Here is a 20,125-nt window from a genome sequence, read left to right as displayed (position 1 = left end):
CCCAAAAAAAGCGCCGGACGCAAGCCGCGAAAAACGGCTCCGCTCCCGGAGGCAAAGCATGAAAACCTGGCCTTGGGGGCAGCCGTCTCTGAACCGGTTCTCAGGCTCCGCGCCCGCGCGGCTTCAGCCCTGGCTGGCAAAGCCTTGTTTAGCTCCTCTATCAATAGCATGATGTCCTAGTGAACACTGCGCGGGACGGCATTCTTGCCCCTTTTATTCGCTCCTGTTTTTGATCCAACCCGGTGAAATGGATCCGTCTGAAGGCCCGCTCCGCCCACATCAACCGCTCCCGCGCCTCAAGACGCCGGCGCAGCAATTCAGGACGAAGCGCAAGGCGGCTTTGAAGTGCGCTTCATTTTTTGTCCCGCCCTGCCCTGCCCCGCCAGCCGCCCAAAGCCGCCTTCCTGCCCCACGGGGCTGGCCGCAGGCAGGCCCCGGAGCCAGAGGCATGCCCTTGCAAGGCCATAAAAAAAACAGGCCCATCGCACGGATGGGCCTGTCTTCGCGCGGGCTGCGGGCGGCCCGCAGTCAAGCGCCCTCGGCGGGCGTTGTCACCAAGGCGTATTCCTTGATGAGATGCAGCAGGTCGTCTTCCGAATAGGGCTTGCCCAGGTAGTGGTTCACGCCCAGCTCTTCGGCGTGGTCGCGGTGCTTTTCGGCGATGCGCGAGGTGATCATGATGACCGGCAGGTCTTTCAGGCTGGCGTCGGCGCGGATGTTGCGCACGAAGTCAAAGCCGTCCATGCGCGGCATCTCGATGTCGGAGAGCACCACGGCCGGGCGTTCTTCGCGCAGGCGCTCCAGCCCTTGCAGGCCGTCGGCCGCGAGGGCAACGCGGTAGCCCTCGCGCTGGAGCAGGCGCTGGGTGACGCGGCGCACGGTGATGGAGTCGTCCACCACCAGCACGAGCGGAATGCCGGACTGCGCGGCGGCCGCCTTCTTGTCTTCGCTGCCCTTTGCGCCCTTTGCGCTGAAAGCCTTGGCCTGCGCGCCGTACACCGTGGCCAGCGCCACGAGGTTGTAGATGAGCGCCACGGCGCCGGAAGCCAGCGCGGTAACGGCCACCAGGCCGGGCAGGCGCGAGAGCTGGCGCCCCAGGCCCTTCACAACCACTTCCTGGTTGCCCAGCACTTCGTCCACGTGCACGGCAATGCGCTGGTCGGCGCTTCGGAAGATGACCACGGGCGTGCTGCGCGAAGGCGGCTCGGTGCTGCGCGGAGAGTTTTGCAGCAGCGCGCCTGCCCAATAGAAGTGCAGCGCCTGGCCTTCGTGCATGAAAGTGCCGTTTTCGTAGGCCTGCTGGAGCACTTCGGGGCCGGCGCGGTGAATGATGTCCACCTGGTTGGAAGGCACGCCAATGGACAGCGCTCCCGCGCGCACCATCACCACGTGGGTGACGGCGGTGGTCAGCGGCATGACGAGGCGGAAGGTGGAGCCTTTGCCTTCGGTGAAAGTGGTTTCGATGCGGCCGCCCAGCGCCTGGATTTCGGTGCGGACCACGTCCATGCCCACGCCACGGCCCGCCAGCTCCGTGACCTGCGACATGGTGGTAAAGCCGGGCGCGAAGATGAGGCTGGCGATTTCCTCATTGCTGAGCTGCTGGCCGGCCTTGATGAGGCCGCGCTCGACGGCGCGGGCGCAGATGCGCGCGGCATCCAGCCCGCCGCCGTCGTCGTGGAAGGCCACGGACACGTCGTTGCCGGACTGGCTCACGTCAATGGAGATGGTGCCGGTGGCTTCCTTGCCCCGGCTGGCGCGCACGGCGGCCTGCTCAATGCCGTGCACCACGCAGTTGCGCAAGAGGTGCTCGAAGGCGGGCGTCATGCGATCCAGAATGCCTCGGTCCATTTCAATGGAGCCGCCGGTGATTTCGAGCTTGACGGACTTGCCGGTTTCCTTGGCGGCCTGGCGCACCACGCGGTACAGGCGCTCGGAGATGCCTTCGAACTCCACCATGCGCGTGCGCAGCAGATCGCGCTGGAGTTCGCGCGACTGGCGCGCCTGCGCCACCAGATCGTCTTCGCTGGAGTCGAGCGCGCGCTGCAAGGTGCGCTGCACGGTGGCCACGTCGTTCACGGACTCGGCCATCATGCGGGTGAGTTCCTGCATGCGGGTGAAACGGTCGAACTCCAGCGGGTCGAAGTTTTGCTGGGCGTCCTTGGTGAGCGCCAGGCGCGACTGCATCTGGGTTTCGGCTTGCAGCTCCACGTCGCGCAGCTGCTGGCGCAGGCGGTCGAGGTTGCCGGTGAGGTCGCCCAGCGAGTTGCGCAACAGGCCCAGCGCCGCTTCCAGCCGCACGCGGGAGGTCATCACCTCGCCGGCCTGATTGACCAGGCGGTCCAGCAATTGCGAGCGCACGCGCACTGCCTGATTGGCCGCCGCGCGCGAAGCCGTCAGCGAAAGCGGCGCGGGCGGCGCCACCTTGCCGCTGGCGGGGCGCTGGGCCGGCACGGCTGGCTGAGCGGGCGCCTTGGCCTGCGGCGCGGGCGCTGCAGCTGCCCGCGCGGCGCTTGGGGCAGGCGCGGCTAAGGCGGGCGCTGCCGCCGGAGCCACGGACACCTGAACCGGAGGCATGGCCGCAGGCGCGGCAGCGGGCCTTGGCTGCTGGTGCGCCTGCGGCTCGTAGGCCTCGCCAGCCGCCTGCGCCTGCAAGCGGATGAAGGTGTTTTCCAGCTCGTCCAGGTATTCGAGCAGCGGCTCCACGTCCGCCTGCTTCAGGTTTTCAACGGCGCCCAGCTGCTCAATGGCCGATTCGGTGCGGTGCGCCATTTCGCCCAGCACCAGCGCGCCAGCCAGGCGGGCGCTGCCCTTGAGCGTGTGCAGGCCGCGCTGCACGCGGGCGCGCACGCTGGCATCCGTGGGGTTTTCCGTCCATTCGCGCAGGGCTTCGCCCAGGCGGGGCAGCAGCTCCTCGGCTTCTTCTTCAAAGATGGGAAAGAGGTCTTCGTCGATGGCGTCCTGCACGTCAATGCCGTCGGCCACGGGGTGCGTGGGCGCATCGGTAATCTGGACCGTGGTGCGCGAAGCGGCAGCTGCAGCCGGAACGGAAGGCTCGGCCACATAGGAAAACACGGCAGGCGCGTGCGCGTGCGAAGGCGCGGCCGGGCTGACAGCCGCAGGCGAAGCAAAAGCGGCTGGCTGGACCGGCTGGGCAACGGGCGCAGGCGCTTCTTCAACCGGAGCCGGCAGTGTGGCAGGCATTGTTTCGGGCGGCAGCGCAATGATCGTCTGGCCTTCAGGCTCCAAGCCATTGATGTCCGCCAGCAAGGCCGAGCCGGGTTCTTGCAGCGCGCCCGCAGCGAACTGGTGCAGCACACGCGAAATTTCAGCGGCGGCAGCCTGCAAAGTGCGAACCTGATGGGCCGAACCCTGCAACTGGCCATGCAGGCGCTGCATGGCGTGTTCGGCAGCACGCGCAAAGACGGAGAGGCTTTCAAACCCCACTGTGGCCGACGCGCCCGCCAAAGAGTGCGCGCAGGCAATGGCGCGCTCAGGCACCGTCTGGTTGGGATGGCTGGCCCAAGTGTCCAACTCTTCCACCAGGCTGCGTGACCACGGATCGGCCTCGCTCAAATACACGTTGTACAGCGGCCGGCTGATGCTCAGGGGGCCAATGACCACGGGCAGGTCTTCGGCGCTGGCCTCTTCTTGCGGGGCTGCCTGGCCTTCGCCTGCGGCAGCGGGCTGCCCGGCCGGGTCCTGAACCGGCTCGGCCACTTGTTCCTGCGCCGCTGCGGCGTCTGCACCGGACTCCACTGGCTGCGGCTGCTGCTCTTCTTGCGTGAAGCCGAAATCAGACCAATCCACGTCATCCGCTTCTTCAATGGCAATCAGCGTATCGGGGGCGAAGTCTTCAACGGGCGGCAGCTCCGTTTCTGGCGTTCCCGCTTCTTGCCCCTGGCCGCCCAGTTCCAGATCAGGCAGCAGGCTGTCGATTTCGATGATTTCAGGCGCGGGCGATTCTTCCGGGGGCGGCTCAAACAGCGCCAAATCATCTGCGCAAGCGCCCTCGCTGGTTTCAACCGTCTGGGCTTGCTCAGGCTCGGCTGCCGGCGGTTCTCCGGTTGCCTCCGCTTCAATGGCCGGCGGCACGGCCTCGTCATTGGCCAGCTCTGGCAGGGCAAGGTCGGGCAGGTCGAGATCCGCCAGGCCCAGAGCGGCCGCAGGCTCCGCCGTGGCTGGTTCATCTGCCGGAACGGCGTCAGCCTCCGGTTCAGGCGCAGACTCGGCCGCAGTTTCAAGCGGCGCATCCATCTGGGCAGGCAGCTCCGCTTCAGCAACGTCAATGATTTCTTCTGCGAGAGCTGCCGTTTGCGCCGCAGGTTCTTCGGCTGCCACTGGCATGGCAGGCAGCGGAACACGCTCCTGCCCGGTGCGCATGGCTTCGGCGCTGATGCGGAAAGGCCCGGCCTGCCAATGGCCAGACTGCTTGGCGGCAATGGCCTCCACCCAGTTGCCGAAAGCCAGCATGGACTCGGCAGCCAAGGCGCGCAGCTCGGCGCTGGCGGGCTTTTGCTCGGCCAGCCAGGCGTTCATGAGCTGCTCCATGGCCCAGGCCGCTTCACCAAACTCGTTCAGCCCCACCATGCGGGAGCTGCCCTTGAGCGTGTGGTAGGCGCGGCGCAGCGTGGTTTGCTGCTCCATGTCGTCAGAGCGCTGCTCCAGCGCCTGAATGGCCTGCTGGCCGTTCTGGATCACTTCACGCGCTTCTTCCAGAAAGATGTCGAGCAGGTCGTCATCCACCTGCGGCTCGGCGGCAGCTGGCGCCGCCACGGGAGCCGGTGTGGGGCTGGCCAAGGTGGTGAGCTTGTCCATTGCGCCCTTGAGGCCCTCGGCGTCGTTGGCGCGCGCGGCGCGCGCAGCCTCCTTGGCGGCATTGGCCAGCGCCGTCTTGTCATCCAGCGCCGCCGAGAGGGCAATTTGCTCCAGTTGGCCCGGCAATGTGTGCGGGGTGCTTTCGGAAGAAGCCCGCACGTCGTCGATCAGGTCGGCAATGGCGGGCTGCGCGCCATCATCGTCCGAAGCTGGCAGCGATGGCGCTTCGTCTGCGCTTTGCAGCAGGTGGGCCGGCGCAGTACGGCCCATGATAGGGCGCAGCTCGCCCGTCTCCTCGTCCAGGGTGAACAGCTTTTTCGCCAGCACGGGCTGGTAGCTGAGCATGTCGATCAGAAAACCCAGCGCCCCCAGGCTGTTGCCCAGCCGTTCGAAGTCTTGCGCGTGCGCCTGCTGGATGTCTTCGCCATCGTATTGCGTGATGTTTTCGACAACATCGCGCATGCGCGCCACGGCCTGCGCTGCCTGATCCAGCCCCAGCACCAGCAGCACGCCGCGCATTTGCACCATCTGCGTCAGCGCCGTGCTCAATGGCGCGCGGTCGGTCACGTTGCGGAAGAACTGATCGAGCTGCTGCTCGACTTCGCCCAGCGTCACGCGCAGCTCGCTGACCACGGTGCCCAGCGTCTGGCGGTCGCTGATGCGGCGGTAAAGCTCTTCCATCCAGGAGTCCAGAGGCTGCTGCACGCCGCCATGCAAGATGGCCTCAAGACGGTCAGCAAGCTGCCGCGTCCGCGCGGCGAACACCGTATCGCCAGGGCGGAAATCCACGAAGGACGCTTCCAGAAACAGCACGGCCGTGGCCGCTTCCATCGCCAGGTCGGGGGACGGAACGGCGGCGGACTTGGCCACATGACGGGCCACATGAACAAAGGCGTCTGCCAGGGGTTTGCCATGCGCGTGCAGGCGGCGCAGCGAATCGGCCACAAGGCCGAACTGGTCCACGCTGCTCTTGAGCCGCGCCAGATCGCCGCCCGCCAGGCCAGACCATGCTTCCTTGAGCGTGTCAATGCGGCGGCGCGCCTGCGCCAGCACCGAAGGGTCAAACAAGCCGAAGACGGCTGTCTGGTAATCGACAGGCTCGCTGTCCTGCAAGCCCCATGCCGCGCGGACGGCTTTCAGCACCGGGGTTTCTTCGCCCTTCGGCTGGGCTTGCGAGCAGAAAAACAGCAGGTCTTGCGCGAGCCTTTCGGAAACGGAGCGCTCGCCTCGCGCCAGCGCGGTGTACTGAACCAGAATGCGCGAGGCCGCGCGCTTGATATACACGTCCGGCTTGAGCAGGCCATGCCCCAATGCCTCGAAAAAGCCCGATGACAGCTTCCAGAAAATGCCGGGATGCAGCGCCGTTTCGCCGTCAGCCAGCCCCAGGCTGACCACGCACAGCTCCTCTGCGGCGTTGGCATCGGCCGTCTTCATGATCTTGAGCGTGCCGTGATCCACGCGCTGGCGCACCGCCGTGTCGTAATGCAGTTTTTGCAGGGCCGCCGGAGTTGCCGGATTGACCCAGCGCCAACTGACGGGCCACAAATCTGCCGGGTGAATGCGGTCAGCGCCCGCCAGCTGCTGCACTTCCTGAAACTGGGGGAACAGTCCCAGCGCCGGGCGCGGGTTTTCTCCCAGCTGCCCTTCCAGATACTCAACCAGGGCGAATCCGGCGTTTTCGACAACGGATACAGCCTTTTCCGTGCATTTTTCGGGATGCTGGACAAACTGCTGGGCAACGCCCTCCATGCCGCGCACCATGTGCGCCGCCACGTCCTGCCCCACCATTTCGAGCGCGCCAACCACTTGGTGCAGCTGCTGGCGCACCAGGCGCAGTGGGCCGCTGTCGATGGTGGACAAATCAACCCCGCGCGCGGTTTCCGCATCGCTGACGAAGCGCCTGAGCGCCTTGGTAACTGCTTCGAGCGATTTTCTGGTTTCGTCAAGAACCCATGCCAGCGGCCCAAGGTCGCCAGTATTGATGTGGGTCCCTGCGCTGGCCTCAGCCGGGTTCAGTGCCATGACGATGTGAACTCCCAAGATTGTTCTGTTTTGAGGGCCGCGCCCTTCTTATCAGGCGCGGCCCCGGCTGCCGGATCGTGTCCGCCGCAGCCGGGAAATGAATTGACGACTCCTCTGGCCCGGCGATCAGGCAATCTTGAAGCGCGCCACGGACTGGCGCAGTTCATCCGCCATGCGGGTCAAATCGCGCACCTGCGCCACTGTGGAGCGAGTGCCTTCGCCTGTTTGCTCCGTCACGGCAAAGATATGCTGGATGTTGCGCGCCACTTCATTGGCCTGCTGCGCCTCTTTGGAAGCCGAGGCGGAAATGCGCTCAATCAGCTCGGCCAGGCGGCGCGACACGCTGTCGATCTCCGACAGGGCCGTTCCGGCGTTGTCGGACAGGCGCGCGCCTTCGACCACGCCCTGCGTGGAGCGCTCCATGGCGGCCACCGCGTCCTGCGTGTCGGTCTGAATGGCTTTCACCAGCGAAGCGATCTGGCGCGTGGCATCGGCCGAGCGCTCCGCTAGTCGCTGCACTTCTTCAGCCACCACGGAAAAGCCCCGGCCTGCTTCACCAGCGGAAGCGGCCTGAATGGCGGCGTTCAGCGCCAGCACGTTGGTCTGTTCGGTAATGTCGGCGATCAGCTCGGTAATTTCGCCAATTTCCTGTGAAGACTCGCCCAGCCGCTTGATGCGCTTGGACGTTTCCTGAATCTGGTCGCGAATGGCGTTCATGCCGCCGATTGTGTTTTGCACGGCCGTCAGGCCCGATTCCGCAGCGACCAGCGACTGGCGCGCCACGGCCGCCGATTCCTGCGCCTGCGTTGAAACGTGGTTGATGCGGGCCGCCATGTCCAGCACGGACTGGCCAGTTTCACGGATTTCGTGCAGCTGCTGCGTGGAGGCGTTAAGCAGCTCGTTGGAAGTGCTTTCCACCTTGCTCGTCGTCTGCGCCACGCGCGTAGCCGTGCTTTGCACGTTGCCCACCAGCGAGCGCAGCTCTTCCACCGTGTAGTTCACCGAGTCGGCAATTGCGCCGGTGATGTCTTCCGTCACCGTGGCTTCCTGCGTCAAATCGCCCTCGGCCACCGTTTGCAGTTCGTTCATCAGCCGCAAGATGGCCGCCTGGTTGGCGTCATTGACGCGCTTGGATTCCTGCTGCTGGAGTTCGGCCAGATGACGCTGCTCTTCAGCGAGCGACTGGCGCTGGCGGCTTTCATGCAGCAGCACGTAGCCCAGCCCGGCCGCAGCCAGCAAGGCCAGCAGGCCTGGAATGATCATTCCCAGCAAGTGCTCGGGACGCAGGCCCGAGGTGGACGAAAGTTTGCCTTCCAGCGCCTGCAAGCTCTTGCGCAGGGGTTCGCTGTCAGCCACGATGCTGTTTTGCGCCTCGCGGGCGGCCACCAGGCCTTGCAAATTGCCCAGAATGCCGCTGGCATCCGCGCGGGTCTGCTCATAAACCTTCAGCAGCGATTGCAGGTTCTCGCGCACGCGGTCATCACGCGCGGGCGCCAGGCGCAGATCCGCGTTGCCGTTCAGCAAGCCCTCGGCAATTTCCTTGAAGGTATTCAAATCCTTGCCCAGCAGAAACACGGCTTCGGGGTTGATGCCGTCCAGCGTGAGCGACTCATTGGCGGATTTACTGATGCGCTGCGTCAGCATCACCAGCTGACCCGTGGCCGACATCTCTGCCGCCGGGGCATTGGCCTGCAATTTGAGAGAAGAAATATTTTCCGCAATGGACAGCAGCTCCGTGGAGTTGCTGCTCATCTTGCGCAGGGAAACGCCCACCTGCGTCAGCGTTTTTTCCTGGCCCAGCACGATCTGCGTGTTCTTGTGGGCGCGCTCCACCAGAGGCACGATCTGGTTCATGCTTTCCGCATAGCCCGCGCCAAGCCGGGGCACGGTTTCACTGCCTTTTTGCAAACCGGCAACCGAGGCATCCAGCTCGTCTGCACTTTCCTTTACTTCGGCAAACGCAGAAGCATTGCCCACGGCGGCCTGCGAAACCGACTTGGCCAGCCGCTGCGACTGCATCAGCGCATTGCCCGTGGCGGACACCTGCTTGGCCACCTTGTCCGTGCTCAAAACTGTCCAGGCCACCATGCCGGCCAACACGGCCACGCAAAGCCCCAGCAGAACGAACAGCACGCGCTGATGGCGCTCCGCCGTGCCTTGCCCAAGCACCGGCATCCGGAATGAGTCAGACAGATACAGCGCAGCGCCATCTTTTGGAGAAGAAGCGCCTGCGGCAGCGCCCTCGCCTTCCATGATGGCGGTCGTCGTCGAAAGGCCAAAGCCGCTGGGGCTTTGGGTTGAATTTCCGCCGGATGCGTCCGCGTCCGTATTTTTCTTCTTCAACAAGTCGGAAAAGGCCATGATGTTCAGCTTTCAGAAGATGTCGTGCCGATGCTCAGAAACGACGCATCAAGCGAGAGAGCCTGCAAATTGATTTCCTGCCATTGCACGCCCTGGTTGTCGGTATAGAGATGCCCGAAATACGCAGGCGCGCCGTCGGGCGCGGGCGCTGATTCGGTAAACATTTCCATCGTTCGCAGCCCGGAAAGACGATCCGCCAGCAAGGCGCAATTGGTTTCCAGCAAAGGATTGAAGGCCACCAGCCAGCACTGGGCCAGCGCCATTTCACTGCGCGGCTTGGCGGGAGCCGTACCCATGAATGCAGCCAAGTCCACCACGCCGCACAGATTGCCGCGCAGGTTGGTCACACCCATGAACCACGCGCGCACGTAAGGCACCGGCTGCATGGCCGACCACGGAAAAATCTGCCCCGCGTGATCCAGGGGAAACAGCAGCCGGGCCGTACCAGCTTCCACGGCCAGCCACGAGGCTTCTGCGCCGCTGGCCTGAGTCGCCGCCTGCAAACGCTCAGCCAGGCGCCCCTGGAAGTCGCGCAAAGCTTGTTTGTCGGACATGACCGCTTATCCCAGCGCCTTGATCTTGGCCAGCAGCTCGGCCTGATTGACCGGCTTGGTGATGTAGTCGCGCGCGCCCTGGCGCATGCCCCACACGCGGTCCGTTTCCTGGTTCTTGCTCGTGCACATGATCACGGGCACATTGGCGTACTTCGGATCGCGCGTAATGGCGCGCGTCAGCTGAAAACCATTTTGTCCGGGCATGACCACGTCCATCAGAATCAAGTCTGGAATGGCCTCGGCCAGGCGTTTATAGGTATCTTCCGCATTTTCAGCCGTTGTCACGGAAAATCCATTTTTCTTCAGCAATTCGCTGAGAAACATCAGTTCGGTCTTGGAATCATCCACGATCAGCACGTTACGGATGGCCATCATGTTCTCCTTAATTGGCTTGTCCAGTGAAATCCCGCACGGTTTGCAGCAGTTGGTCTTTTGTGAAGGGCTTTGTGAGGTACTCCTGCGACCCCACCATGCGGCCCCTCGCCTTGTCGAAAACGCCGTCCTTGGAAGACAGCATGATCACGGGCGTGGTCGAGAATTTTTCATTGCGCTTGATGATGGCGCAGGTCTGGTAACCGTCCAGCCGCGGCATCAAAATGTCGCAGAAAATCAGATCCGGATGGAAATCGCTGATTTTCGCGAGCGCGTCGAAACCATCTTCGGCCAGCATGACCTCATGGCCGCCCTGCTTGAGAAAAATCTCGGCGCTGCGGCGGATGGTGTTGCTATCGTCAATGATCAGTACTTTCATGGATGATTTTCTCGAAACTGTTTTCAAGCCGGGAAGCAAACCCGGAAAGTCTGTTTTCTCTCCTGCCTGCGGGCGCGCCGCCCACAAGCAAAGCTCTCCGCGCGGCTTGCCCGCTGCCATTCAATGCGGCAGTCAGCCACGCCGCCCTCATGAAACAAAGGGCATAGAGACGGTGCAAGCTTATGCCAATGTCGCATGGAGTGCAACGATTGTATCTATAAGTTATACGCACTCTACCTGAGCCATCTCAAAAACCAATGGCCCGGGCGGGCCGCAGCCGTCCAAGGGCGCTCTGGCAAAATTGGGAGAGAAAGTCAATGCCGCCGTGACAGACTTGCAACACACAGGCGGCCTTGTCTCAACTTTCCAGCGTGAACATTTACCCAGCCTCTCATGACAAATTCTGTAAACGATCGTAATGGTGCCCTGATGGAGCGCGCGCGCCGCGTCATTCCGGGGGGCGTCAATTCCCCGGTGCGCGCCTTCCGCGCTGTTGGCGGCACGCCACGCTTCATCCAGCGCGCGCAGGGCGCCTATCTGTGGGACGCCAATGGCCAGCGCTACATCGACTACATCGGCTCCTGGGGCCCCATGATCCTCGGCCACGGCCATCCGGCCGTGCTGGAAGCCGTGCGCCGCGCCGCGCAAGACGGCCTGTCTTTTGGCGCGCCCACCGAGCGCGAAGTGGAGCTGGCCGAAGAAGTCCTCTCGCTCATGCCCAGCATGGACATGGTGCGCCTCGTCTCCTCGGGCACTGAAGCGGGCATGAGCGCCATCCGCCTGGCGCGCGGCGCCACGGGCCGCAGCAAGATCATCAAATTTGAAGGCTGCTACCACGGCCACGCCGACGCCCTGCTGGTCAAGGCCGGTTCCGGCCTGGCCACCTTTGGCAACCCCACCAGCGCGGGCGTGCCGCCCGAAGTGGTGCAGCACACGCTGGTGCTCGAATACAACAACCTCGCCCAGCTGGAAGAAGCCTTTGCCCTGCACGGGCGCGATCTGGCCTGCCTCATCATCGAACCCATCGCGGGCAACATGAACTTCGTGCGCGCCAGCCTTGATTTCGTGCGCCGCTGCCGCGAGCTGTGCACCCAATACGGCGCGCTGCTCATCTATGACGAAGTGATGACCGGCTTTCGCACCGCGCTGGGCGGCGTGCAAAGCCTGCACGCCAAGGCCATTGCGGGTTTTGCGCCCGACATCACCGTCATGGGCAAAGTCATAGGCGGCGGCATGCCCCTGGCCGCCTTTGGCGGCAAGCGCGATGTCATGGAGCAGCTCGCCCCTCTCGGCCCCGTCTATCAGGCCGGCACGCTCTCGGGCAACCCCATCGCCACCGCCTGCGGCCTGGCCACCCTGCGCGAAATCCGCAAGCCCGGCTTTTTCGAAGCCCTCTCGGCCCGCACCCGCGCGCTGGTGGATGGCCTTCGGGCCGCCGCGCAAGAACTAGGCGTACCCTTTTGCGCCGACAGCGAAGGCGGCCTGTTCGGCTTTTTCCTGCTGCCCCGCCTGCCGCAAAACTACCGCGAAGTCATGCAAAGCGACGCCGCGCGCTTCAACCGCTTTTTCCACGGCCTGCTCTCGCGCGGCGTTTACGTGGCCCCGGCGCTGTATGAGGCCAGCTTCGTCAGCGCCGCCCACAGCGAAGACGACATTGCCGCCACCTTGCAAGCCGCCCGCGCCGCCTTCCGCGAGCTGGCTTGAGCCATGACAAGCCCCCGATGCACGCAACCCGCGCCCACCCTTTGCATGCTCCTGTATCAATAGCATGATGTCCCAGTGGAATGAGCGCGAAAGCCATTTTGCTATGGCTTGAATTTGCTCCTCTTTCTGATGCAAAAGCCCAGCCCCGCTGCAACCCGTCATCTGAACACGCTTTCCCTTCTTCCCATGAGGAACCACCGCCATGCTGCTTGAAGCCACTGACTCCCAACTGGCGCTCATCGACTATCAGCCGCGCCTGATGGCCGCGCTTTTCGAGGGTGACGCCGCCCTGACCAACGCCGTGCGCCTGGCCAAGCTCGCCCGCCTGCTGGGCGTGCCCGTCTGGGCCACCGAGCAATGCCCTGCCAAGCTTGGCGGCAGCGCCCCCGAGCTGGCTGGCCTGCTGGACCGCGCCGTACCCAAAACCGCCTTTGGCGGCGCAGCCGAACTCGCGCCCCTGCTCAACCCGCCGCGCCCGCCCCAGCCCGCCGCGCGCGGCGGCAATGCCCGCAGCCTGCCCCGCCACCTGCAAAAGCCCGCCGAGCCGCCCGCGCCGCAGCGCAGCTCCATCGTCATCGCTGGCTGCGAGGCGCACGTGTGCCTGCTGCAAACAGCCCTGGCGCTGCTGGATGAGGAATGGGACGTCTGGGTCGTGACCGACGCCTGCGCCTCGCGCACCGAGCGCAACCGCGACGCCGCCTACGACCGCCTGGCCGCCGCAGGCGCGGAACTGGCAACGACCGAAATGGTCGGCTTTGAATGGCTGCGCAGCGCCGAACACCCGCATTTCCGCGACTGGCAGGCCCTGATCAAGTAACCGCCATCTGGCCACGGACAGGCCCCGGCGGCAAGCGTGCCCACGGCGGCAAACGGGCGGGTGAATGGAAAGCAGGCACGGCCCAATGCGCCAGGCAGACAGGTGCAGCTGAAGCGCCGCGCGGCTTGGGCGCCGCTTTTCTGCGCCGCAAAGGCAGAACGAAGACGGAATGAAAGCAAAAGGCAAGACCGCCTTGTTCAGCTCCTTTTTACATAGCAATACGTCCTAGTGGAATCTGCGCAGAAGCCACTTTTCAATGCCTTGAATTCGCTCCTGTTTTTGCTGTAAAACAGAAGCCGGAGGCCGCACGCCTGAAAGGCGGCTTCTTCTTGCGGGCCGCCATTCACGCATGGGCTGATCGGGGCCGCGCCCCTGCGGACGCCTGCCTGGGGCCTGTTCACCACGCTGCCCGAGAGCAGGCTCTCACGCCTGCGCCGCGTAAAAGCGCGCCGCCTGCACGCCGCGCGGCGCCAGCGGCATGACGGCGCGGGCAATGGCGTTGATGTGATCGGGCGTGGTGCCGCAACAGCCGCCCACAATGTTCACCAGCCCTTCGGCGGCAAATTCGTGCACGAGGCGGCTGGTGACTTCCGGCGTTTCGTCAAAGCCGGTTTCGCTCATCGGGTTGGGCAGGCCCGCATTGGGGTAGCAGCTGATGAAGGTGTCGGCCGCAGCCTTGGCCAGCTCCTGGATGTAGGGGCGCATGAGCGCCGCGCCCAGCGCGCAGTTCAGGCCCACGGCCAGCGGGCGGGCGTGGCGCACGCTGTGCCAGAAAGCCGTGACGGTCTGCCCCGAGAGCACGCGGCCCGAGGCGTCGGTGACGGTGCCGCTGATGATGACGGGCAGGCGCTCGCCCGTGGCGTCAAACGCCTGCTCGATGGCAAAGAGCGCAGCCTTGGCGTTGAGCGTGTCGAAGATGGTCTCCACCAGCAGCACGTCCGCGCCGCCCTCAATCAGCGCCAGCGCCTGCTCCAGATAAGCGGCGCGCAGCTGCTCGAACGTGATGTTGCGCGCGCCCGGGTCGTTCACGTCGGGGCTGATGCTGGCGGTGCGCGGCGTGGGGCCTAGCGCCCCGGCCACGTAGCGGGGGCGTTCGGGCGTGGCGTGGCGATCGCACGCGGCGCGCGCCAGCCGGGCAGAGGCCAGGCTCATCTCGCGGGCCAGATCGGCCATGCCGTAGTCCTCCTGCGCAATGCTGGTGGCGCCGAAGGTGTTGGTTTCAATCAGATCGGCGCCGGCGGCCAGGTATTTGTCGTGAATGCCGGCAATCACATCCGGGCGGGTGAGCGAGAGCAGCTCGTTGTTGCCCTTGACATCGCGCGCGAAGTCTTTGAAGCGCTCGCCCCGGTACTGCGCCTCGTCCAGCTTGAAGCGCTGAATCATGGTGCCCATGGCCCCATCCAGAATGACCAGGCGCTTGCTCAAAGTGGCAGGCAAGTCTTGGGCGCGGGTGTAGGCGGGCAGGTTCATGGCAGGCGCAAGGGGAAAAAACCGGAAGCGGTCCGGGGAAACAGGCAAAGGGGGCGGATTCTAGGAAGCCGCCTGCGCCCGAAGCCGCGCCCATGCCTTGCCGCCGCCGAACGCTGGCGGCTGGGCCAAGCGGCATGCTCCTGCCTGCAAGCGGGCGTGAGGGCGCGCAAGAAAGCTGGCGCAGCAACGCTGCAGAGTGCTCAAGCGTCGGCCCAGCGCGGATCGGGATGGGCTGCAAGGCGCAGACGGGGCTTGCTGTTTGCCGCCCGGCGAGGATTGGCTCAAACGGACTCTGAACCGGTTCCGGAAGCGCCCCTTGCCGCAAGCCGCAGGCGCGCCTTCGCGCCGGAGCGGGCCGTCATCAGAAACCATCAGTGAAACAGCTCGGTCAAGGCCGCCCGGCCAATGCCGCGCCCGGCCTCACCCAAAGCGCTCATGCGGGCAAATGGCCTATGCGGCTTGCCTCGCGCTCATCCTGCTGGGCGCTGGCCAGCGCCCAGGCCTTGGGCGCGGCGCCCGCGTGCTGGCGGAAGGTTTTGCCGAAATGGCTGGCGCTGGCAAACCCCACGGCGCAGGCCACTTCAGCCACGGGGCGGCCCGCTGCCAGCAGGGCGCGGGCGGTTTGCATGCGCCAATGCGTCAGGCGCGCGTGCACGCTCTGGCCATACAGATGCTGAAAGCCCGCTTGCAGCCGTTTTTCATTCAGGCCCACCTCATGCGCCAGCGCGGCGGCCGTCCACGGCTGGCCGCAGTGCCGTTGCAGCAAGGCATGGGCGCGGCGCAGGCGGGGCAGATCGGCCGCGTGGACCGGCGCGTGGCAGGGCGCCTGCGCGGCAGGGCTGGGCGGCTGGCTGGCGAACACGGCCAGCGCTTCCAGCGCCTTGGCGCGCAGCCACAGCGCGCGTGCTGCGCCGTCTGGCAGCGGACAGGCCAGGATGTCGCGCGCCGCGCGCAGCAGCGCCGCCGGGGCATGCGCTGCCGCCAGGCTGGAGCCAGCGCCGCCGCCCTCGCCCTCTTGCGCAGACGGATGCCCGGGTAAATGCGCGGCCAGCGCGGGCCTGAGCGCCCGCGCCGCCTGTGGCGTCAGGCGAATCTCCACCAGCCGCAGGCGCTGCTGCGCGTGCATGCAGTGAAAGCCTGCATTGCGCGCGCCGCTGCCGTGCATGAAAACGCACATGCCGCCGCTTGCGCGCAGCATGGGGCCGCCGCGCAAGGCGGTTTCCATCCGGCCCTCCAGCAACACGCACAGGCTGGTGGCAGGCGGGCCTTCCGCCTCGCACTCCCATGGGCGGCTGGCGCGCACATCCAGGCAGGCCAGCCGCAGCCCCGTGCCTGGCGCGTGCAGCCGCATGCCGCAAGCCCACTCTTCGGGCAGGTGCAAGCCAGGCTGGCGCAGCAGCGATTCCATCCGCAAAACAGGGCGCGTCGTCGTCATGGGCAAGGCCTCGGTATTGAGAAAAGGGAGCAAATTCAACCAACAAAAAAACGGCGTTTGCGCCCGTTCCATCAGGACATCACGCGATGGATTCAGGAGCCCCATCAGCTTGCCGTCTCGCCCTGCAAAAAATTCCCGGAACCGCGTGCGGCGGCTGAAAACCGCCGGTTTTCGCAGGGGCGCTGGCCAATGATTTTGATTGACAGGAACTCTCAACAAAATTTCATTTGCCAAGGAGACTTCGGATGCGCGCACAAGCACCCTGCATCTGGCGGCGCGGCGGGGCCGCCCCTTTTCTTGTTTCAGCTTGCGCGGCGGCGTGCCTGCTGCTGGCTGGCGCGCCAGCTGGCGGCGCGGAAAGCGGCGCGTATCACCGCCCGGATCGCAGCCCGCATCACGGCGTGAATCACGGCCCGGATGGCGCTTTGGCCAGCGGCGGCCATGCCGCCAGCGAAAACGCTCTGCCGGAAGTGGTGATTACCTCGTCCAAGCGGGCGCAGCCGCTGGCGCGCTTCAATGGCGCGGCGGCGGTGGCGAACGAGCAGGCTTTGCGCGATGCGGGCGCGGGCGGCACGCTGGCGCTGGACAAGGCGCTGCCGGGGCTTTACACGGGCTACGGCGCCAATGTGATGTTTCCCATCTTCACCGTGCGGGGCATGACTTCGGCGCAAGACTTCTACAACCCCGCGCTGACGGTGTATGTGGATGGCGTGCCGCAGCTGCCCGTGATGGCGGCGCAGTCGCTGGCGGGCGCGGCGCGCGTGGAGCTGCTCAAGGGGCCGCAAGGCACGCTGTATGGCCAAAGCGCGCTGGGCGGCGTGCTGAACGTGAGCACGCGCACGCCGGACGATGCGCCCTATTTTTCGCTGCTGGCGGGCCTGTCCAGCCGTGGCGGGCATGTGGCGCAGGCCGAGGCGGCGGGGCCGCTGTCGCCGGGGCTGCTGTATGGCTCGGCCATGGTCAGCAAGCGCAGCGCGCCGGGCGATGTGAGCAGCGCCGCGCTGGCGCAAAGCCGCCTGGGCGGCGCACGAGACGGCCTGGGGCGCTTTCGCCTGCGCCTGGCCCCGCAAGGCCAGCCCTGGGAGGCCAGCGCGTGGGCCGCGCGCGAATGCACGAGCGGCCCGCAAGATGTGTATGTGCCCTTTGCCGACATCCGCCCCCGCCAGGCCTATGCCGACGCACGCGTGGCCGCGCCCTGGCGCTTTTTTCACATGCGCCGCTGCGCCAACAGCGTGGCTGCACAGGGCCAGCGCGATTGGGGCAGCCCAGGCAACGGCTGGCGGCTGACGGCCACCGCCAGCAGCCAGCGCCTGCATTTCGAGCGGGGCTTTCCCATTGGCCCCTATCACTCCAGCCAGCCGGAGCAATGGCAGCAGAACACGCAGGAAGTGCGCCTGTCCACGCTGGGCGGCGAAGCGGGCGATGGAGCGGGGCGCACGCGCCCGTGGGACGCCGTTTTCGGCCTGTTCCGCCAGCGCGCGCAGCAGCAGCGCGCCAGCCAGTTCACGATGGCCACTGTGCCCGTTTCCATGCCCGCCACGCGCTCGGGCAACGACCGCCAGTCGCTGGCCGCCTATGGCGATGTCTCATGGCGCCTCACGCCCCGGCTGGACGCAGGCGCGGGCGTGCGCCTCTCGCGCGACGAAAGCCGCACGCGCTTTGCGGGCGGCGCAGGCGCATCGGCCTTCGCGGGCGCGGCGCGGCAGGCGCAAAACACCTGGCAGGCCCGCCTGGCCGCCGGCTGGCAGTTCAGCCCGCAGTGGCGCGGCTACGTGAATGTGGCGCAGGGCTACAAACCGGCCGGCTACAACCTCGCTCCGTCCAACCCGCTGGATACGCAAGGCTTCAGGCGCGAGCGCGCCCTCAGCTACGAAGCCGGCGTGCGCCTGAACACGCCGCGCGTGCAGGCCAGCTTTGCCATCTACCGCATCCGCACGCGCGACGTGCAGCTATACACCAGCGAAATCGGCCAGCAGGTGCTGCGCAACGTAGGCCACGCCCGCTCCAGCGGCGTGGAAGCGCAGGCGCAATGGGCGCTGTCGCCGCGCTGGCAGCTGGGCGCGGGCGGCTTCGTCAATCGCGCCACCTACACCGCCTACTACGCCGCAGGCTGCACCGCTTGCGCGGGCAAGCGCGTGCCCCACACGCCCCGCGCGGGGCTGAACGCCACCCTCACGGGCCGCTTTCAGGCGGGCCGCCATGTGCTGCGCCCGCAAATTGCCGCGCGCTACGTGGGCGCGCACTGGTTTGACGACGCCAACACCCTGCGCCAGGGCGGCTACACGCTGCTGGACGCCTCCCTGGCCTGGCAGCCCGCGCCCACCGTGCAAGTGCGCGCCTGGGTCAGCAACCTCACGGGCAAAACCGTGCGCAACTACGGCTTCACCTTTGGCGGCTTGCCGCTGGCGCAACTGGCCGCCGGCCGCGCGGCGGGGGTGTCGGTGGAATTCATGTACTGAGCAGACGGCCCGCTGCCAGCCGCACGGCGAAGGCGGCGCAACTCACGCGCTCAACAGCGGGCCAACGGGTCACGGGGCGCGCCAGATTTGCTCCTTTTCCAATAGCGTGCACTCCCCGTGGAAGCTGCGGCAGACGGCTTTTTTCGCCCGCTGAATTGGCTCCTGTTTTTGATGCAGCCCAGCGCCCGGCCGGGGCGCACAAGCGGCGCTCCGAATCCTTTTTTGAAAGTGCAAGCCAAGACCATGCCCACACACATTCCATTGCATCTGCTGCTGCCTGCCATTGCGGGCATCTACATCAGCCAGACGCTGCTGACGGCCATGACCACGCAGGCGCTGCCCGCACTGCTGCGCGAAGCGGGCGCCTCCCTGCAAGCCGTGGGCCTGGCGGCGCTGTGGTGGCTGCCCTGGGGGCTGAAATTCGTCTGGGCGCCATGGGTGGAGCGCCTGCGGCTGCCGCCGGGGCGGCGCGAGCGGCGTTCCCGCCCGCTGCTGCTGGGCACGCAATGGGCGCTGGCGCTGCTTTTGCTGACGATGGGCGCAGCGGGCCTGGCCAGCGAAGGCCGCGCGCTCACGCTGGCAGGCGGCGCGTGGGCGCTGGCGCTGCTCATGCTGGCAGCGCTGGTGTCATCGGCAGGCGACGTGGCCTGTGACGGCTTTGTCATCGACCAGCTCGCCCGCCGCCAGCGCGGCTGGGGCAACGTGGCGCAAGTGGGCGGCGGCTACGTGGGCGCCATGCTGGGCGGCGGCGGCTTTCTGCTGGCGGCGCAAGCCGTGGGATGGCCGCTGGCGCTGGCGGGCGCGGCGGGCGTGATGGCGCTGCTTTCGCTGCCCCTGCTGGCCGTGCGCGAGCCGCCCAGGCCAGAGGCGGCATGCGCGGCGAATGCGGCAGATGCGGCGGCAGGCCCTTCAGCGAAAACAGACGGCGGGCCAGCCGCCCACCGGCCCGGCCTGCTGCACGCGCTGCGCAGGCCCGCCGTGCAGCAGGGCCTGTGGCGCGTGGCGCTGTGCATGGCCGGACTGCGGCTGGCCATGGGCCTGCCCGGCCCCCTGCTGCTGGATGCGGGCATGGAGCTGGAGCGGCTGGGCTGGGTGCTGGGCGCATTCAGCCTGCTGGCAGGCCTGGCGGGCGCGCTGGCGGGCGGCTGGCTCACGCGGCTGGCTCCCGGCTGGCGCGCGGCGCAGCTGGCGCTGGCGGCACTGGCCGCCGTGCTGGCGGGGCTGACCGCCATGGCCGTAGCCGCCGTGCCATCCGCCATGCCCGCTGCCGTGCCGGCTGCTTTACCCGCCAGCCTGGCCGTGACAGCGCTGACCGTCTTTACGGGGCTGCTCTTTGCCACTGCCGGGTGCCTGTGGGTGGCGCTGTATTCGGCGCTGATGGAGGCCGCTTCGCCCTTGCAGCCGGGTGTGGATTTCACCCTGTTTCAGAGCGCCGACGCACTGATTGCCGCCGCCGCCGGCCTGGCTGCCGGCTGGCTGGCCCAGCGCATGGGCTACGGCGCGTGCCTGGCCAGCGCGGCCTTGCTGTGCGCAGGCGGCGCGTGGGCGCTGGCGGGCCGCGAAAGCGGAGCCAGCCCGCCCCGCAGGCCCGAAGGCGGACGCGGCAGATGCGCATGAAACCGGCGAGCCTGTGGGGGCTGGACTGGCCCTGGAATCTCAAAAACAGGAGCAAATTGAATGGCCAGAAATGCGGCTCAGCGCCCATTCCACTAGGACGTATTGCTATTGGTTGAGGAG

Annotated in this window: 12 protein-coding genes; 5 read left to right on the top strand and 7 right to left on the bottom strand. The window is 66.4% G+C overall.

Features of this window, described 5'->3' with window-relative positions; translation table 11 throughout:
• Nucleotides 1–528: 528 nt before the first annotated feature.
• From C1720_RS08580 to C1720_RS08560, 5 genes are all read right to left on the bottom strand, one after another.
• A complete protein-coding gene (locus C1720_RS08580) occupies nucleotides 529–6,837 on the bottom strand; it encodes a hybrid sensor histidine kinase/response regulator (protein WP_102283904.1) in 6,309 nt (2,102 codons plus the stop codon).
• A gap of 126 nt (nucleotides 6,838–6,963) precedes the next feature.
• Nucleotides 6,964–9,198, bottom strand: a complete 2,235-nt coding sequence (locus C1720_RS08575; protein ID WP_102283903.1) for a methyl-accepting chemotaxis protein — start codon at nucleotides 9,196–9,198, stop codon at nucleotides 6,964–6,966.
• Nucleotides 9,199–9,203: 5 nt separating this feature from the next.
• A complete protein-coding gene (locus tag C1720_RS08570; protein WP_050714747.1) occupies nucleotides 9,204–9,752 on the bottom strand; it encodes a chemotaxis protein CheW in 549 nt (182 codons plus the stop codon).
• Between the two features lie 6 nt (nucleotides 9,753–9,758).
• Entirely contained in the window at nucleotides 9,759–10,124 is a 366-nt protein-coding gene (locus C1720_RS08565) for a response regulator transcription factor (protein ID WP_050716365.1), read from the bottom strand.
• 10 nt (nucleotides 10,125–10,134) lie between these two features.
• The gene (locus C1720_RS08560; RefSeq protein WP_050714748.1) at nucleotides 10,135–10,503 is read right to left on the bottom strand and encodes a response regulator; all 369 of its coding nucleotides are present in this window, start codon (nucleotides 10,501–10,503) and stop codon (nucleotides 10,135–10,137) included.
• Between C1720_RS08560 and C1720_RS13030 the strand changes: the two genes are divergently transcribed.
• From C1720_RS13030 to C1720_RS08550, 3 genes are all read left to right on the top strand, one after another.
• Nucleotides 10,502–10,744: a hypothetical protein gene (locus tag C1720_RS13030; protein ID WP_146006940.1), complete on the top strand. Its 243-nt coding sequence runs from the start codon at nucleotides 10,502–10,504 to the stop codon at nucleotides 10,742–10,744. The genes C1720_RS08560 and C1720_RS13030 overlap by 2 nt on opposite strands.
• Nucleotides 10,745–10,896: 152 nt before the next feature.
• Complete coding sequence (gene hemL, locus C1720_RS08555) at nucleotides 10,897–12,207, top strand: glutamate-1-semialdehyde 2,1-aminomutase (RefSeq protein ID WP_102283902.1); 1,311 nt, start codon at nucleotides 10,897–10,899, stop codon at nucleotides 12,205–12,207.
• 202 nt (nucleotides 12,208–12,409) lie between these two features.
• The gene (locus C1720_RS08550; RefSeq protein ID WP_102283901.1) at nucleotides 12,410–13,024 is read left to right on the top strand and encodes an isochorismatase family protein; all 615 of its coding nucleotides are present in this window, start codon (nucleotides 12,410–12,412) and stop codon (nucleotides 13,022–13,024) included.
• A 423-nt stretch (nucleotides 13,025–13,447) separates the two neighbouring features.
• On the opposite strand, the gene C1720_RS08545 is transcribed toward C1720_RS08550, so the two are convergent.
• Together C1720_RS08545 and C1720_RS08540 are read right to left on the bottom strand one after the other, a co-directional pair.
• Nucleotides 13,448–14,494, bottom strand: coding sequence for a homocysteine S-methyltransferase family protein (locus C1720_RS08545; protein ID WP_102283900.1), 1,047 nt, complete (start codon nucleotides 14,492–14,494; stop codon nucleotides 13,448–13,450).
• A gap of 433 nt (nucleotides 14,495–14,927) precedes the next feature.
• Complete coding sequence (locus C1720_RS08540; protein ID WP_158241681.1) at nucleotides 14,928–15,929, bottom strand: helix-turn-helix transcriptional regulator; 1,002 nt, start codon at nucleotides 15,927–15,929, stop codon at nucleotides 14,928–14,930.
• A gap of 245 nt (nucleotides 15,930–16,174) precedes the next feature.
• Here C1720_RS08540 and C1720_RS08535 point away from each other — a divergent pair, with 245 nt between their 5' ends.
• Both C1720_RS08535 and C1720_RS08530 read left to right on the top strand, forming a co-directional pair.
• Nucleotides 16,175–18,388: a TonB-dependent receptor gene (locus C1720_RS08535; protein WP_102283898.1), complete on the top strand. Its 2,214-nt coding sequence runs from the start codon at nucleotides 16,175–16,177 to the stop codon at nucleotides 18,386–18,388.
• Between the two features lie 243 nt (nucleotides 18,389–18,631).
• Nucleotides 18,632–20,005, top strand: coding sequence for an MFS transporter (locus C1720_RS08530; protein WP_158241680.1), 1,374 nt, complete (start codon nucleotides 18,632–18,634; stop codon nucleotides 20,003–20,005).
• Nucleotides 20,006–20,125: the final 120 nt, after the last annotated feature.

The organism is Ottowia massiliensis, from assembly GCF_900240305.1.
GTDB lineage: Bacteria > Pseudomonadota > Gammaproteobacteria > Burkholderiales > Burkholderiaceae_C > Ottowia > Ottowia massiliensis.
Note: the sequence above shows the minus strand (reverse complement) of the source record. Positions and strands in the feature narration are given on the sequence as shown.